This is a genomic window from Pseudomonas sp. GXM4, assembly GCF_008923895.1.
Classification (GTDB): Bacteria; Pseudomonadota; Gammaproteobacteria; order Pseudomonadales; family Pseudomonadaceae; genus Aquipseudomonas; species Aquipseudomonas atacamensis.
In genome coordinates this window covers 1-15,128 of record NZ_WBRZ01000136.1, presented here as the reverse complement: position 1 = coordinate 15,128, position 15,128 = coordinate 1, and the positions used below count along the sequence as shown (strand labels likewise).

The 15,128-nt window shown below is 60.8% G+C and carries 15 protein-coding genes; 11 read left to right on the top strand and 4 right to left on the bottom strand.

Annotated elements, in window-relative coordinates:
- Window positions 1-187 precede the first annotated feature (187 nt).
- The 3 genes from F8N49_RS17045 to F8N49_RS17035 are packed head-to-tail and all read left to right on the top strand — an operon-like array spanning window position 188 to window position 2,769.
- The gene (locus F8N49_RS17045) at window positions 188-886 is read left to right on the top strand and encodes a CoA transferase subunit A (protein WP_110645843.1); all 699 of its coding nucleotides are present in this window, start codon (window positions 188-190) and stop codon (window positions 884-886) included.
- Window positions 887-910: 24 nt separating this feature from the next.
- Window positions 911-1,576 carry a CoA transferase subunit B gene (locus F8N49_RS17040; protein ID WP_016774134.1) on the top strand — a complete coding sequence of 222 codons (666 nt, stop codon included), beginning with the start codon at window positions 911-913 and terminating at the stop codon, window positions 1,574-1,576.
- Window positions 1,577-1,587: 11 nt separating this feature from the next.
- Window positions 1,588-2,769: an acetyl-CoA C-acetyltransferase gene (locus tag F8N49_RS17035; protein WP_130929348.1), complete on the top strand. Its 1,182-nt coding sequence runs from the start codon at window positions 1,588-1,590 to the stop codon at window positions 2,767-2,769.
- A 218-nt stretch (window positions 2,770-2,987) separates the two neighbouring features.
- Here F8N49_RS17035 and cobF read toward each other — a convergent pair whose 3' ends face one another.
- Both cobF and F8N49_RS17025 read right to left on the bottom strand, forming a co-directional pair.
- Window positions 2,988-3,743: a precorrin-6A synthase (deacetylating) gene (cobF, locus tag F8N49_RS17030; protein ID WP_151551956.1), complete on the bottom strand. Its 756-nt coding sequence runs from the start codon at window positions 3,741-3,743 to the stop codon at window positions 2,988-2,990.
- Window positions 3,743-4,354, bottom strand: a complete 612-nt coding sequence (locus F8N49_RS17025) for a histidine phosphatase family protein (protein WP_372241036.1) — start codon at window positions 4,352-4,354, stop codon at window positions 3,743-3,745. Before F8N49_RS17025 ends, cobF begins: the two co-directional genes overlap by 1 nt.
- Window positions 4,355-4,630: 276 nt before the next feature.
- Between F8N49_RS17025 and F8N49_RS17020 the strand changes: the two genes are divergently transcribed.
- From F8N49_RS17020 to F8N49_RS16985, 8 genes are all read left to right on the top strand, one after another.
- Window positions 4,631-5,485, top strand: coding sequence for a MurR/RpiR family transcriptional regulator (locus F8N49_RS17020; RefSeq protein WP_122750628.1), 855 nt, complete (start codon window positions 4,631-4,633; stop codon window positions 5,483-5,485).
- Window positions 5,486-5,487: 2 nt separating this feature from the next.
- Window positions 5,488-6,132 (top strand): isochorismatase family cysteine hydrolase, encoded by a 645-nt coding sequence (locus tag F8N49_RS17015; protein ID WP_151551954.1) that lies wholly within the window; start codon window positions 5,488-5,490, stop codon window positions 6,130-6,132.
- Entirely contained in the window at window positions 6,129-7,460 is a 1,332-nt protein-coding gene (locus F8N49_RS17010) for a glutamine synthetase (RefSeq protein WP_151551953.1), read from the top strand. Before F8N49_RS17015 ends, F8N49_RS17010 begins: the two co-directional genes overlap by 4 nt.
- Entirely contained in the window at window positions 7,444-8,196 is a 753-nt protein-coding gene (locus tag F8N49_RS17005) for an N-formylglutamate amidohydrolase (RefSeq protein ID WP_151551957.1), read from the top strand. Before F8N49_RS17010 ends, F8N49_RS17005 begins: the two co-directional genes overlap by 17 nt.
- Window positions 8,197-8,250: 54 nt before the next feature.
- Window positions 8,251-9,600: an APC family permease gene (locus F8N49_RS17000; RefSeq protein ID WP_122750625.1), complete on the top strand. Its 1,350-nt coding sequence runs from the start codon at window positions 8,251-8,253 to the stop codon at window positions 9,598-9,600.
- A gap of 118 nt (window positions 9,601-9,718) precedes the next feature.
- The gene (locus F8N49_RS16995; RefSeq protein ID WP_151551952.1) at window positions 9,719-10,735 is read left to right on the top strand and encodes an arginine N-succinyltransferase; all 1,017 of its coding nucleotides are present in this window, start codon (window positions 9,719-9,721) and stop codon (window positions 10,733-10,735) included.
- A 49-nt stretch (window positions 10,736-10,784) separates the two neighbouring features.
- Window positions 10,785-11,819: an arginine N-succinyltransferase gene (gene astA, locus F8N49_RS16990; protein WP_151551951.1), complete on the top strand. Its 1,035-nt coding sequence runs from the start codon at window positions 10,785-10,787 to the stop codon at window positions 11,817-11,819.
- Window positions 11,820-11,973: 154 nt separating this feature from the next.
- Complete coding sequence (locus tag F8N49_RS16985) at window positions 11,974-12,843, top strand: oxaloacetate decarboxylase (RefSeq protein ID WP_016774123.1); 870 nt, start codon at window positions 11,974-11,976, stop codon at window positions 12,841-12,843.
- Between the two features lie 132 nt (window positions 12,844-12,975).
- Here F8N49_RS16985 and F8N49_RS16980 read toward each other — a convergent pair whose 3' ends face one another.
- A complete protein-coding gene (locus tag F8N49_RS16980; RefSeq protein WP_110645852.1) occupies window positions 12,976-13,278 on the bottom strand; it encodes a hypothetical protein in 303 nt (100 codons plus the stop codon).
- A gap of 402 nt (window positions 13,279-13,680) precedes the next feature.
- Complete coding sequence (locus tag F8N49_RS16975; protein WP_039762305.1) at window positions 13,681-14,919, bottom strand: M20/M25/M40 family metallo-hydrolase; 1,239 nt, start codon at window positions 14,917-14,919, stop codon at window positions 13,681-13,683.
- Window positions 14,920-15,128 lie beyond the last annotated feature (209 nt).

Genomic DNA, 15,128 nt, shown 5'->3' with positions numbered 1-15,128 from the left:
GTCACTGGACGCGGAGCGTCCTTGGAGGCATTCCCACGCAGAGCGTGGGAACGATCATCGCCGAACGCGTATTAGTGATATTTATCAATCAATCAACCGTAAAAATCAACTTAACAAATATATTCCGCAGAGAGACACTCCAGTCATTCGGCTAGCCAGCCGCCCGCAAATAATAAAAGAGGTGCCTATGGCAGGTTTCGACAAGCGTGTGTATTCCTACGAGGAAGCGATGGCCGGGCTGGAAGACGGCATGACCGTCATCGCCGGCGGCTTTGGTCTGTGCGGCATTCCGGAAAACCTGATCGCCGAGATCAAGCGCAAGGGCACGCGTGACCTCACCGTGGTTTCCAACAACTGCGGCGTTGATGGTTTCGGCCTTGGCGTGCTGCTCACCGACCGCCAGATCAGCAAGGTCATCGCCTCTTACGTTGGCGAGAACAAGTTGTTCGAAGAGCAACTGCTCAAGGGCGAGATCGAAGTCATCCTCACCCCGCAAGGCACCTTGGCCGAGAAGATGCGCGCGGGCGGCGCCGGCATTCCGGCGTTCTTCACCGCCACTGGCGTTGGCACCCCGGTTGCTGAAGGCAAGGAAGTGCGCGAGTTCAAGGGCCGCAAGTACCTGATGGAAGAATCCATCACCGGCGACTTCGCCATCGTCAAAGGCTGGAAGGCCGACCATTTCGGTAACGTCGTTTACCGTCACACTGCGCAGAATTTCAACCCGCTGGCCGCGACCGCCGGCAAGATCACCGTGGTCGAAGTCGAAGAAATCGTCGAGCCCGGCGAACTCGACCCGACGCAGATCCACACCCCGGGCATCTACGTCGACCGGGTCATTTGCGGCACGTTCGAAAAACGCATCGAACAGCGCACCGTCCGCAAATAATTCAGGCCTACGGAGAACAACAACATGGCACTTACCCGCGAACAAATGGCTCAGCGCGTCGCCCGCGAAATGCAGGACGGCTACTACGTGAACCTCGGCATCGGCATTCCGACCCTGGTCGCCAACTACATCCCCGAAGGCATGGAAGTCATGCTGCAATCGGAAAACGGCCTGCTCGGCATGGGCCCGTTCCCGACCGAAGAAACCATCGATGCCGACATGATCAACGCCGGTAAACAAACGGTGACGGCTCGGATCGGCGCGTCGATCTTCAATTCCGCCGAATCCTTCGCGATGATCCGTGGCGGCCACGTCGACCTGACCGTGCTTGGCGCCTTTGAAGTGGATGTTGAAGGCAACATCGCTTCGTGGATGATCCCCGGCAAACTGGTCAAGGGCATGGGCGGCGCGATGGATCTGGTGGCCGGTGCCGACAACATCATTGTCATCATGACCCACGCGTCCAAGGACGGTGAGTCCAAGCTGCTGGCCAAATGCAGCCTGCCGCTGACCGGTGCCGGCTGCATCAAGCGCGTGCTGACCGACCTCGCCTATCTGGAAATCGAAAATGGCGCTTTTGTCCTCAAGGAACGCGCTCCTGGCGTCAGTGTTGAGGAAATCGTCGCCAAAACCGCTGGTAAACTGATCGTCCCGGATCACGTACCGGAAATGCAGTTCGCTGCCCAGTGAGGAATTCGCACATGCAAGACGTCGTCATTGTTGCCGCCACGCGTACCGCGATCGGCAGTTTTCAGGGCTCCCTGGCCAATGTATCCGCAGTAGACCTGGGCGCGGCGGTGATCCGCCAATTGCTCGAGCAGACCGGCCTCGACGGTGCGCAGGTCGATGAAGTGATCATGGGCCAGGTGCTCACCGCTGGCGCTGGCCAGAACCCGGCACGTCAGGCCGCGATCAAGGCGGGCCTGCCCCATGCCGTACCGGCCATGACCCTGAACAAGGTTTGCGGTTCGGGCCTCAAGGCTCTACACCTGGGCGCGCAAGCGATCCGTTGCGGCGACGCCGAGGTGATCATCGCCGGCGGTCAGGAAAACATGAGCCTGTCCAACTACATCATGCCGGGCGCGCGCACCGGTCTGCGCATGGGCCACGCGCAAATCGTCGACACCATGATCAGCGATGGCCTGTGGGATGCGTTCAACGATTACCACATGGGCATCACTGCCGAGAATCTGGTCGAAAAGTATGAGATCAGCCGCGAACAGCAGGACGCCTTTGCTGCCGCTTCCCAGCAGAAAGCTGCCGCTGCAATCGAGGCCGGGCGCTTCGTTGATGAAATCACGCCGATCCTGATCCCGCAGCGCAAAGGCGATCCTGTCGCGTTCAAGGTCGACGAGCAGCCACGCGGCGATACCAGCGCAGAATCTCTGGCAAAACTGCGTCCGGCGTTCAAAAAGGACGGCAGCGTCACCGCTGGCAACGCCTCGTCGCTGAACGACGGTGCCGCCGCTGTGATTCTGATGAGTGCCGAGAAAGCCAAAGCGCTGGGCCTGCCGGTTCTGGCCAGGATTGCTGCCTACGCCAACGCTGGCGTCGACCCGGCGATCATGGGCATCGGCCCGGTATCGGCGACCCGCCGCTGCCTCGATAAGGCCGGCTGGAACATCGACCAGCTCGACCTGATCGAAGCCAACGAAGCGTTCGCTGCGCAATCGCTGGCCGTGGCCAAGGACCTGCAATGGGATCTGGACAAGGTCAACGTCAACGGCGGCGCCATCGCCCTCGGCCACCCGATCGGCGCATCAGGTTGCCGGGTACTGGTGACATTGCTGCACGAAATGCTCAAGCGCGATGCCAAGAAAGGTCTGGCGACCTTGTGCATCGGCGGCGGTCAGGGCGTGGCTTTGGCGCTGGAACGCGCCTGATACGGAGTTCAAGGTTGACGGCGGATCCACGACATCCGCTGTTGGCTGGCAACAAAAAACCCGGTGCGATTTGCGTTGCACCGGGTTTCTTTTTGCCTGTCCCAAATTCGTATTGGATGTACCACCGTCATCGCGAGCAGGCTCACTCCTACAGGGAGACGCATTTCAAATGTGGGAGCGAGCTTGCTCGCGAAGGAGCCAGATCAGCCACCGAGAATTCAAGGCTTGCGCAGCAAATAGGTATCCATGATCCACCCATGCTCCGCCCGCGCCGCTTTGCGCACCCGTTCGATCTCATCGGCGACATCCGCCAGCCGACCGCTGAGCAGAATCTCGTCCGACGTGCCCAGATAAGCGCCCCAGAAAATCTCGGTCTGCCGATCCGCCACCCGCTGGTAGGAATCCTCGGCATCCAGCATCACCACCAGACTGTCCGCTTCACTCACCTGCCCCGCCGCCAATCGCCGGCCTGTGGTGATTTCTACCGAGCGACCAATCGAGTTCAAGGGTATTTTGTGCTGCGCAGCCAGGGCCTGAACGCTGGTGATCCCCGGTATCACTTCGTATTCAAACTGACAGCAGCCTGAGGCCTGAATCGCCTGAAGAATCCGCAATGTGCTGTCGTATAACGCCGGATCGCCCCAGATCAGGAATCCGCCACACTGGCCGTCGGACAGTTCTTCATTGATCAGCTGTTCGAATGCCTGCTGCTTGGCGCGATTCAGTGCATCGACGCTCGCCGTGTAGTCGACATCGCCGCGCTCGCGCTCCGGACTGCTGGCTTCGACAAAGCGATAAGCGTGGTAGGTGATGTAGCGCTCGCAGATCTCGCGGCGCAGATCGATCAGCGTCTGCTTGCTCTGGCCTTTATCCAGCAGAAAGAACACATCGACCCGATTCAGCGCTTTCACCGCCTGCATGGTGATGTAGTCCGGATTGCCGGCGCCAATGCCAATGACCAACAACTGTTTCATCAGAATTCCTCGTCAAGGGCCATGCCCGGCAAGCGTAGTCGCCAGATGCCATTGAAGCGCAAGTCGATCATCGCCAGCGGTTCGATGTCGATTGCGTGGAACGCCGCGCCTTGCAGCACCTGCATCAGCGCCGCGCGCATGACGAACGGATGGGTGACTGCCACTACATGTCCTGGGGTTTCGGCGATGGAGTCCAGCCACATTGAGACCCGCTGCGTCAGTTGCCTGACTGATTCGCCGCCATGGGGTGCCGCTTCAGGATCGGCCAGCCAGGCTTGCAAAGCCTGGTTTTCGTTGGCTTGCAGATCCTTGATCGACTGGCCGTGCCAGCGTCCCCAATCGCAATCGCGCAGGGCTTGATCAATCTGCGCATCGACGCCAAACCATGCCGCCGTTTGCTGAGTTCTCAACTCCGGGGCACACACCAGCCGCCGCGTTACCGCCAATCGCGCCCTGAACGCGTCGGACGGAACAGCCAGATTTTCAACAGGCTCGTCCGTAGGAAAACGCGCTAGTTTCTGTGCGACGGTTCGCGCATGGCAAATCAGTGTCAAACGGCTACTTGGCACAAGCAGGTTCTCGGTCGAAAGATAAAACAAACAATGGCACATGGCCGATATGCGTCGCATTGTGCCGCAAAACCTCGGCGTTCAGGGTTGTCACCGGCCCGTCGCTGAGCTTGGGATAGGTAATGTCTGACACAGCAATCGGCAAAGGACTACAACAGCGCGCTACTTCGACGTAGCCCTTATTACACGGGCACCTTGCACACTTTTGGTGCTCGAAAAACCTGTACAAAAATTAGCTAGACATGTAACACCCATTACATAAATACTCGTTTAACGGATTGTGAAACGAATTCGACACCCCATCCAGCAGGAGCCCGGATGCCCCCTCTCAGAGACCTGATCACCGATCCCGGCCTGGACCTGACGCCATCGGAGCGCAAAGTCGTTCGCGCCCTGCTCGATCAGTATCCACGCAACGGTCTCGGGCCTATGGCGCGACTGGCCGAACATGCCGGTGTCAGCGATCCGACCATCGTGCGTCTGGTGAAAAAGCTCGGTTTCGGCGGTTATGCCGAATTCCAGGAAGCCCTGCTCAGCGACATGGACCATCGCCTGCGTTCACCGCGCACCTTGTTGCAGCCGCGCTCGCAGCAGAACAAGGACGATGCCTGGGCGCATTACCTGGCCGACAGCCAGCGCTTGCTGGTCGACACTCAAGCCCTGACCCAGCCTGAGGACGTGCGCATCCTCGTGGAATGGCTGCTCGACAGCCGCCATCAGGTCCACTGTTTCGGTGGCCGCTTCAGCATTCTGCTGGCCAATTACCTGCTCAACCACCTGCGTCTGCTGCGCCCCGGCTGCTTCGCCCTGGAAGACAACGCCCTGCTGCCCGACCGTTTATACGATCTGCAACGTCAGGACGTGGTGCTGGTATTCGACTACCGGCGTTACCAGACCCAGGCCCTGCGCGTTGCGCAGGCGGCAAAAAACAACAACGCGCGGGTGGTGTTGTTCACCGATGTCTACGCCTCGCCGCTGCGCGAATTGGCCGATCTGATCATCAGCGCACCGGTGGAATCGGCATCGCCGTTCGACACCATGGTACCGGCGCTGGCGCAGGTCGAGGCGTTGATCGCCTGCCTGACCTTGCGCGTGCCGGACCCGGCCGATCGCCTGGAAGGCATCGATGCCCTGCGCAACGACTTTGCGACTCACCTGCTGGAGGACAAATAAGGATGTTCAGCCTTCCCCACCGCTCGCCTCGGGACCTGCCGTTTGCGACCGACCACACCGCTTTGCTGCTGGTGGACATGCAGCGCGCCTGGCTCGAACCGCAATTCGACCCACACCTGAGCGGCGCGGATGCCGAGTATTTTCTCCAGCGCACGCGCAGCCAAGTGGTGCCCAACCAACAGCGTCTGCTGGGCACCTTTCGTCAGGCGCAGCAGAACGTGCTGCACACGATTATCGAAAGCCTGACCGCCGACGGTCGCGACCGCTCGCTGGATCACAAACTGTCGGACATGCACCTGCCCAAGGGCAGCGTGCAAGCTCAGGTCATCGCTGAACTGACCCCGACCGAAAACGAAATCGTGCTGCCGAAGACCTCCTCCGGGGTGTTCAATTCAACCAACATTGATTACGTGCTGCGCAATCTGCAAACCCGCCATCTGATCATCGCCGGCATCGTTACCGACCAGTGCGTCGACATGGCCGTGCGCGATGCCGCCGATCGTGGCTATCTGGTCACGCTGGTGGAGGATGCCTGCGCTACCTACACAGCTGAACGCCATCACGCCTGCCTCAACGCGATCAAGGGTTACTGCTGGATCACCGACACCGAAACCGTGCTCGGCCGTTTGCAGGAGATGCAGCCATGAGCCCGCGCCTGACGCCTTTACCGATGACCACGCTGGTGACAACCGATCTGATCGGCATCACCCGGGGCCGCTCGTTTCCCAGCGATGAGCTGGAGCATTACCAGGCAGCGGGTTGCGGTTGGGTACCGGCCAACAGTGCGTTGACGCCGCAAGACATCATCGCTTCGAGCAATCCCTGGGGCGCGTATGGCGACCTGCGGCTGATTCCCGATCTGAGCAGCCGCGTCACTGTCGGCAGCGGCCCGGACGCCAATGCGCCGGTGCTGGATTTCATTCACGCCGACATTCGCGAGACCGACGGCCAGGCCTGGGGCGCCTGCCCGCGCACATTGCTGCGCGATGAAATCGAGCGCTATCACGATGAGTTGGGGTTGCAGGTCAACGCCGCCTTCGAACATGAATTCAACCTGCACGCTGGCGTGGCTGAACACGCGGCGTTCTCTCTCGAGGCGCAGCGCCAAGGCGCCGAATTCGGCGGCTGGCTGCTCAGTGCGCTGCGCGCGGGCGGCGTCGAGCCGGAAATGTTCCTGCCGGAATACGGCAAGCACCAATACGAAATCACCTGCCGCCCGACGCTTGGCGTGGCGGCGGCGGATCGCGCGGTCAACGTGCGCGAAATCACCCGGGAAATCGCCCGGCAAATGGGCCTGGATCTGAGTTTTGCGCCGAAGACCGCCGCCGAAGCGGTGTGCAACGGTGTCCATCTGCACGTCAGCCTGCTCGATCTGGCCGGCCAGCCGATGCTCTACGACGCCGGCACCAGCAACGGCCTGTCGAGCATCGGTCAGCACTGGGCTGCCGGAGTCCTGCATTTTCTACCGGCGCTGTGCGCATTCACCGCGCCGACGCCGCTGTCCTACCAGCGTTTGCAGCCGCACCACTGGAGCGCGTCGTATGCGTGTCTGGGGCAGCAGAACCGTGAAGCGGCGCTGCGCATCTGCCCGACTGTGACCTTGGGCGGCAAGTCTGCCGCGCAGCAGTTCAACCTGGAATTCCGCGCCATGGACGCCACTGCCTCGCCGCATCTGGCCATGGCCGCGCTGCTGATTGCCGGGCGGCTGGGCATCGAACAGCGTCTGGCGCTGAACGCGGTTACCGATGAAATTCCCGACTCACTTAACGACGAGCAACGCAAGGCCCGGGGCATCGTCGCCCTGCCCGCCTCGCTGGCCCAGGCGCTGGATTGCCTGCGTGACAGTGCAGCCTTCAACGAATGGCTGCCCAAGCCGTTGCTCGACACTTATTACGCCCTGAAAACCGAGGAACTGGCGCTGACGGAACAGCTCTCGCCCGCTGACCTGTGTGAGCACTATGCACGCCTGTACTGAATCCGCCGAGCTTGGGTCGTACACCCGCCCGGTCTACACCCTGAGCCGCGAGGACTCGACGAACCCGTTGATCCTCGTGTGCGAACACGCCAGTCGCTACATCCCCGACGCCCTGAACAATCTGGGCCTGGACGAGGCGGCCGCGCGCGAACATATCGCCTGGGACATCGGCGCGCTGCAACTGGCTGAACAGTTGTCGGAACAGCTTGGCGCTACCCTGCTCAGCGCCAACTATTCACGGCTGTTGATCGACCTCAACCGCCCACGCCATGCGCCGGACAGCATCCCGCTGCAGAGCGAGATCTACCCGATACCTGGCAATCGCGAGCTGGATGAGGCGACCCGCGAGTACCGGCGCCAGACGTTGTTCAAACCGTTTCATGCGCGCTTGCAGATGTTGATCGACGAGCGCATTGCCAAAGGTCTGCCGGTGCGGGTGGTCGGTATTCACAGTTTCACCCCGGTGTATTACGGCCAGCCGCGACCACTGGAAGTCGGCGTGTTGTTCGGCCAGGCCCAGGACTATGCTCAGCGTCTGCTCGACGGACTGCAAGCGCACCCGCTGAAAGTCGCGGGCAACCAGCCGTACAGAATTGATCCCTTGGGCGACATGACCGTGCCGGTGCACGGTGATGCCAGGGGCCTTGAGGCAGTGCTGATCGAGGTGCGCAACGATCTGCTGCGCAGTCCCGAAGCGGTTTCGCGCTGGGCAGGTTACCTCGCACCTTTGCTTTAAACAATGGACCGATAAAACATAAACCGACCGATGGCTGACAAGGAGTTGCGCTTCATGGAAATTGAAGAATTCGGCTACAAGCAAGAGTTGAAACGTAGCCTGACGCTGACCGATCTGGTGGTGTACGGGATGATCTTCATGATCCCCATCGCCCCGTTCGGTGTGTATGGCTACGTCAACGCCGAAGCACCGGGGATGGTGCCGCTGGCGTACATCATCGGCATGGTGGCGATGCTGTTCACCGCCCTGAGTTACGGCAGCATGGCCAAGGCCTTTCCGGTTGCCGGCTCTGTATATTCCTACGCGCAACGCGGCCTTAATCAACACGTCGGTTTTATCGCTGGCTGGCTGATGCTGCTCGATTACCTGCTGATTCCGCCGCTGCTGTACCTGTATTCGGCGATGGCGCTCAACCATTTGTACCCGGACATTCCCAAGGTCGGCTTCATCCTGGCGTTTCTGGTCAGCGCAACATTCGTCAACCTGCGCGGCATCACCTTCACCGCGCGGATGAACATGCTGTTCCTGCTGGCACAACTGGTGGTGCTGGGCATCTTCCTGTTCTACGCCTGGAACGCCCTGCACGACGGTGGCGGAAATGGTGAGCTGACACTGGCGCCGCTGTATCACCCGGAAACGTTCAACTTCGCCCTGCTGATGCAAGCCGTGTCGATCGCCGTGCTGTCGTTCCTCGGCTTCGACGCGATCTCCACCCTCGCCGAAGAAATCAAGGAAGATCCGGGCCGCAGCGTCGGCAAGGCAGCGCTGATCACTCTGGCAGTGATGGGCACGATTTTCGTCGTACAGACGTGGATTGCCACCGACCTGGCGGCAGGCATGGGCTTCAAATCCGCCGACACCGCGTTCTATGAAATCGCTGAAATCGCCGCCGGCAGCTGGCTGGCGACCCTGACCGCCGTCGCCACGGCGCTGGCCTGGGGCGTTGCTGTAGCGATCACCTCGCAGGCCGCCGTCTCGCGGCTGCTGTTCGGCATGGCCCGCGACGGCAAGCTGCCGAAGGTGCTCGCCAAGGTCCACCCGAAACACAACACGCCGTACCTGAGCATTTATCTGGTGGCGGTGTTGTCGCTGCTGATCTGCTACCTGTTCATCGACGCGGTCGACATTCTCACCTCGCTGATCAACTTCGGCGCCCTCAGCGGTTTCATGCTGCTGCACCTGACGGTGATCAACCACTACTGGCGTCGGCAGAAGTCGGGGCAGTTTGTGCGCCATCTGCTCTGCCCGGTGATCGGCTTCATCATCGTCGCCGCCATCATGTACAACATGGGCGTCGATGCGCAGAAACTCGGCCTGATCTGGATTGCCCTGGGCCTGGTGTACCTGTTCTTCCTCAACAAGCTCGGCGCCAGCACAGCGCTGCCCGATCCGAGCAAAGGCTGACAAGAAAAAGAGCGGCGTCTGACAACAAATCAGGCGACCGCCGATTCAACGCGTGGAAACCGACAGTGATAGTCAGGTTCGGCGAATGGGCCGAACCTTTTGATACAGGAGTACATCCATGCTGGTCTTACGCCCAGTCGAGCAGAATGATCTGCCCCAGCTACAGCGCCTGGCCCGCGAGAGCCTGATCGGCGTGACTTCGCTGCCGGATGACAGCGAACACCTGCGCGAAAAAATCGCCGCGTCGTGCGCGTCTTTCGACAGCGCCGCCACAGCCCAGGGGCCGGAAAACTATTTCTTTGTACTGGAAGATCTCGAACGCCAGCAACTGGTCGGCTGCTCGGAAATCCTCGCCACCGCCGGCTTCAAGGAGCCGTTCTACAGCCTGCGCAACCGCCATTTCACCAGTGCATCGCGAGAATTGAACATCGAGCATGGCGTGCCGGCGTTGTCGCTGTGCCATGACCTCAGCGGGCATACCTTGCTGCGCGGTTTCCACATCGATGCAGCATTGGTGCGCACGCCGTTTTCCGAACTGCTGTCGCGAGCGCGCCTGCTGTTCATTGCCGCGCATGCGCAGCGGTTCTCCGAAGCGGTGATCACCGAAATCGTCGGCTACAGCGACGAGCAGGGGCATTCGCCATTCTGGGATGCGCTGGGCAAGCACTTTTTCGACCTGCCGTACGCGGAAGCCGAGCGCCTGTGCGGCTTGCAGAGCCGCACGTTTCTCGCCGAACTGATGCCGCAATACCCGATCTACGTGCCGATGCTGCCGCCAGCGGCGCAGGATTGCATCGGCCGCGTGCACCCGGACGGCCAGGAAGCGTTCGACATCCTCGCGCGGGAAGGCTTCGAAACCAACAGCTACATCGACCTGTTCGACGCCGGCCCGACCCTGTATGCGCGTACCGCAAACATTCGCTCGATCGCTGACAGCCAGACCGCCATTGTCCGCCAACAAGTATCGACCGACGCCCGTGGCCGTTACCTGCTGAGCAACGACGCCCTGCATGACTACCGCGCGATTGTCACAGAACTCGACTATCACCCTGATCAACCGCTGCCCCTGACACCCGCCATCTGCGCGGCGCTGAAGGTCAGCGATGGCAGCTCGATACGGCTGGTCGCTCTGTGAGCCGCGTTAGCCATCCGCGCCTGAATCGGTACGCCAAAGGAGTTGGAGCATGATTGTCCGTCCGGTAAAAGTCAGCGACCTGCCTGCCTTGATGACCCTCGTTGAACAGGCAGGGCCAGGTTTCACCACCCTTCCCGCCAATGAGGACCGCTTGGCGCACCGGGTGCGTTGGGCACAACGGGCGTTCGCCGAACAGGTGGAGCGCGCCGATGCCGATTACCTGTTTGTCCTCGAGGATGATGAGCAGCGCGTGGTCGGTGTCAGCGCGATGGCCGGCGCCGTTGGCTTGCGCGAGCCCTGGTACAACTACCGGCTCGGCGTCACCGTCAGTTCGGCACCGGACCTGGGCATTCAGCGGCAGATCCCGACGTTGTTCCTGAATAACGAGCTGACCGGCCAATCAGAGCTGTGCTCGCTGTTTCTGCGCCATGACCAGCGCAACGGCAGCAATGGCCGCCTGTTGTCGCTGGGTCGTCTGTTGTTCGTCGCCGAATTTCCGCACCTGTTTGGCGAGAAGATGATCGCCGAACTGCGCGGCAGTGCCGATGAAAACGGTTGCTCGCCATTTTGGGACAGCCTCGGCCGGCACTTCTTCCAGATGGATTTCACCCACGCCGATCACTTGTCCGGCCTGGGCAACAAAGCCTTTATCGCCGAGCTGATGCCGCGCCAGCCGCTGTACACCTGCCTGCTCACCGAACAGGCGCAGGCCGCGATCGGCCAGACTCACCCGAACACCCAGCCGGCGTTGAAGATTCTTCAAGCCGAGGGTTTCACACACAAAGGCTATATCGACATTTTCGACGGTGGCCCGGTCATCGAAGCGCCGATCCGCAGCATCCGCACGGTGCGCGACAGTCTTGAACTGACCCTGAGCCTCGGCACCCCGGACGAGCAGGCGCCGCTATGGCTGATTCACAACCGCCGCCTGGAAAACTGCCGCATCACCGTGGCGCCCGGGCGACTGGTGGGCAACAGCCTGATGGTTGATCGTCTCACCGCCAAGCGCCTGCAACTTCAGCCGGGAAATTCGGTGCGCGCGGTGCTCCTGCCCCATCAACAGCAACATGCCGTGGCGGCCTGATATTTCCAGCACGGGAGATTAAACCTTTCAGCCGCCAGTCCTGCCGCGCAAATTCGTCATGATTCTTGACCCATTCGCGTGATAGCCTTTTCATTCTTCGGCGTTGACACCTTTGCTCAAGCCTTTCCATTCCTTATGTATTGGTGGAACTCGTATGACCAGGCTTTCCCATCAAGATTTGCGCCGCAATTTCCGTCAGCTGCTGGCCTCCGACACCTGCTACCACACGGCTTCGGTGTTCGACCCGATGTCGGCCCGTATCGCCGCTGACTTGGGTTTTGAAGTAGGTATCCTCGGCGGTTCCGTGGCTTCGCTACAGGTGCTCGGCGCACCGGACTTCGCCCTGATCACCCTCAGCGAATTCGCCGAACAGGCCACGCGCATTGGCCGCGTCGCCCAATTGCCAGTGATCGCCGACGCCGATCACGGCTACGGTAACGCTCTTAACGTGATGCGCACCATCGTCGAACTGGAACGCGCCGGCGTCGCTGCACTGACCATCGAAGACACCCTGCTGCCCGCGCAATTCGGGCGCAAATCCACCGACCTGATCACCGTAGCCGAAGGCGTCGGCAAGATCCGCGCGGCGCTCGAAGCCCGGGTCGACACGGAAATGGCGATCATTGCCCGCACCAATGCCGGCATTCTGCCGAACCAGGAAATCATCAGCCGCACCCGCCAATATCAGGCGGCGGGCGCTGACGGTATCTGCATGGTCGGCGTGCAGGACTTCGATCAGCTGGAACAGATCGCCGAGCATCTGACCGTGCCGCTGATGCTGGTCACCTACGGCAACCCGGCCCTGCGCGACGACAAACGCCTGGCCGAACTGGGCGTGCGCGTGACCATCGACGGCCACGGCGCCTACTTCGCCGCGATCAAGGCCACCTACGACAGCCTGCGCGAGCAGCGGCAGATCTTCACCCAGGCCTCCGATCTGAGCGCGACCGAGTTGACCCACACCTACACCCAGCCGGAGGAATACATTCTCTGGGCCAAGGAGTACATGAGCGTCAAGGAGTGACGGTGTGCCCGGGCTGACGCCATCGCTGGCAAGCCAGCTCCCACAGGGTTTTGTGTTGCACCAATAATCCATGTTTGGTCGCATAACCTGTGGGAGCCTGGCTTGCCAGCGATGAGGCCAGCCGCGGCACCGCTAAACCGGCGTCTTATACCCCTCCTCCCGCTGCGCCGCCCGCGCCTGAATCACATTCAGAATCGCGCAGCCCTCGCGCATCAGCAGATGAACCGCGCTGGTCACCCGCGTCAGATCACAATCGGAGATGCCCTTGAGGTTGAGGCTGGCGAAAGTGTCAGCCAGATCACGCACGACCACAAACCGGTGCATCGCACAGGCGGCCATGTCGTTGAGTTCAGTGTGGGTATTGATGAAGAGCACCGGGGATTCGGCGTCGTAGGTGTCGATGGGGAGATAGCGCGGCATTACTTGGTCGGTCATAGAGTTCACTCCAGAAAGGTCAGGTTCTGTATTCGACCGGCCAAGATCGTCGCAGAGTTATCTGCGAACCGAGACTATAAGAGCCGCGCCCGACGGCCGCAACGAGAGCTTCTGTCGGACTTTTCGGTATTTTTTGTGCGCCGTCCTCGACTTTCACACTTCCCACAAAAAGCCCCTCACCCTAGCCCTCTCCCAGAGGGAGAGGGGACTGATTGGGGGATGCTCTGGATCTACGCCGACGTGAGAGATCGCGTTGAATGCGAATTTGAATTCAACTTGATCTGGCGGTTGCCACATGGACCACAAACAACGCGGTCAGTCCCCTCTCCCTCCGGGAGAGGGTTAGGGTGAGGGGCCGATTTCTCTGGCACCCCGCCCGGCCTCGTCACACCGCAAACCCCATCACCGCGGCTTCGCCAACTCCATGATCATCCGCGACAACAGATAAATCCGCGGTGCCACACTCGCCACTTCGGCATATTCCTCAGGCGTGTGAATATTGCCGCCGACAATGCCGAAGCCATCCAGCGTCGGCGTCCCTACGCCTGCGGACAGACTGGCATCCGCCGCGCCACCACTGCCCTCCTCGGTCAGCTTGCGGCCAATTTCGCCGTAAATGCCTTGAGCCATGGCCATCAAGCGATCCGACTCAGCCGTCTGCGGCATCGGCGGCAAACCGCGCTGCAGAGAGGTTTTCACCTCGGTCTCGGCAATCAACTTGTCCTGCGAGACCCGCGCCAGATCCTTCTCGATACGATCGAACTCTTCCGGCACTGCCGCGCGCACATCCGCCTTGGCCGTGGCCTGATCAGGAATCACGTTGGTGCGATCACCGGCCTTGAGCACGGTAAAGTTGATGGTGGTCTTCTTCGCCTCATCACCGAGCTTGCCCAGTTGCAGAATCTGGTGCGCCGCTTCCATCGCCGCGTTCCGTCCCAATTCTGGCGCGACCCCGGCGTGGGCGGCTTTGCCTTTGACTTCGACCAACGCCGTCGCACTGCCCTTGCGCCACACCACCAGGCCATCGGCCGGGCGGCCCGGTTCGAGGTTGAGGGTGACGTCGTGCTGTTTGGCGGTTTTCTTGATCAGGTCGGTGGCGACGTCGGAGCCGGTTTCTTCGCTAGCGTCCAGCAGGAAAGTGATCTGCGCGTAGTCTTTGAAGTCGAGGTTCTTCAGCACTTTAAGCGCGTAGATGCCGGCGACGATGCCGCCCTTGTCGTCCATCACCCCCGGCCCGTAGGCACGCCCGTCCTTGATGTGGAATGGCCGTTCGGCAGCCGAGCCTTCCTTGAACACCGTGTCCATATGCGCCATCAGCAGGATTTTCGCCTTGCCGGTGCCTTTGAGCGTGGCCAGCACGTGGTTGGATTTTTCCGGGGTGTTGGGCACCAGTTCGATAGTTGCGCCGAGTTTTTTCAGCTCATCAATGGCGATGTCGCTGACCTGTTTCAGACCCGGTTCATAACCGGAACCGGAGTCGATATTGACCAGTCGTTCCAGTAACTTCAGGGCTTCGGGCTGGTACTGCTCGGCATCGGCGAGCACTTGTTTATGCGGTTCTGCGAAAGCGTTTACGGCCGAGAGCGCGAGGGACAGACCGAGACTGGCGGCCAGCAGAGAGCGGGGAAATGAGAACGTCATGAAGCAGTCCTTGTTTCGTGTCGGGGGGCTTCAACCGTAACCGACATCGGCGCGAGGCTCTATAGCGGATGCGACACTTGCCCGACTGACACCGAACAAACTGTAGGAGCTGCCGAAGGCTGCGATCTTTTGATTTTGATCGTTCCCACGCGCAGCAAAGGAACGCAGGCCGGGACGCAGAGCGTCCCAAAAAATCGCAGCCTTCGGCA

Coding starts and splice junctions, on each gene's coding strand:
- F8N49_RS16985 (WP_016774123.1), top strand. CDS start 11,974: ATGACCAGGCTTTCCCATCAAGATTTGCGCCGCAATTTCCGTCAGCTG.
- F8N49_RS17015 (WP_151551954.1), top strand. CDS start 5,488: ATGTTCAGCCTTCCCCACCGCTCGCCTCGGGACCTGCCGTTTGCGACC.
- F8N49_RS16995 (WP_151551952.1), top strand. CDS start 9,719: ATGCTGGTCTTACGCCCAGTCGAGCAGAATGATCTGCCCCAGCTACAG.
- F8N49_RS17000 (WP_122750625.1), top strand. CDS start 8,251: ATGGAAATTGAAGAATTCGGCTACAAGCAAGAGTTGAAACGTAGCCTG.
- F8N49_RS17025 (WP_372241036.1), bottom strand. CDS start 4,354: ATGTGCCATTGTTTGTTTTATCTTTCGACCGAGAACCTGCTTGTGCCA.
- F8N49_RS17035 (WP_130929348.1), top strand. CDS start 1,588: ATGCAAGACGTCGTCATTGTTGCCGCCACGCGTACCGCGATCGGCAGT.
- astA (WP_151551951.1), top strand. CDS start 10,785: ATGATTGTCCGTCCGGTAAAAGTCAGCGACCTGCCTGCCTTGATGACC.
- F8N49_RS16980 (WP_110645852.1), bottom strand. CDS start 13,278: ATGACCGACCAAGTAATGCCGCGCTATCTCCCCATCGACACCTACGAC.
- F8N49_RS17005 (WP_151551957.1), top strand. CDS start 7,444: ATGCACGCCTGTACTGAATCCGCCGAGCTTGGGTCGTACACCCGCCCG.
- F8N49_RS17040 (WP_016774134.1), top strand. CDS start 911: ATGGCACTTACCCGCGAACAAATGGCTCAGCGCGTCGCCCGCGAAATG.
- cobF (WP_151551956.1), bottom strand. CDS start 3,743: ATGAAACAGTTGTTGGTCATTGGCATTGGCGCCGGCAATCCGGACTAC.
- F8N49_RS17020 (WP_122750628.1), top strand. CDS start 4,631: ATGCCCCCTCTCAGAGACCTGATCACCGATCCCGGCCTGGACCTGACG.
- F8N49_RS16975 (WP_039762305.1), bottom strand. CDS start 14,919: ATGACGTTCTCATTTCCCCGCTCTCTGCTGGCCGCCAGTCTCGGTCTG.
- F8N49_RS17045 (WP_110645843.1), top strand. CDS start 188: ATGGCAGGTTTCGACAAGCGTGTGTATTCCTACGAGGAAGCGATGGCC.
- F8N49_RS17010 (WP_151551953.1), top strand. CDS start 6,129: ATGAGCCCGCGCCTGACGCCTTTACCGATGACCACGCTGGTGACAACC.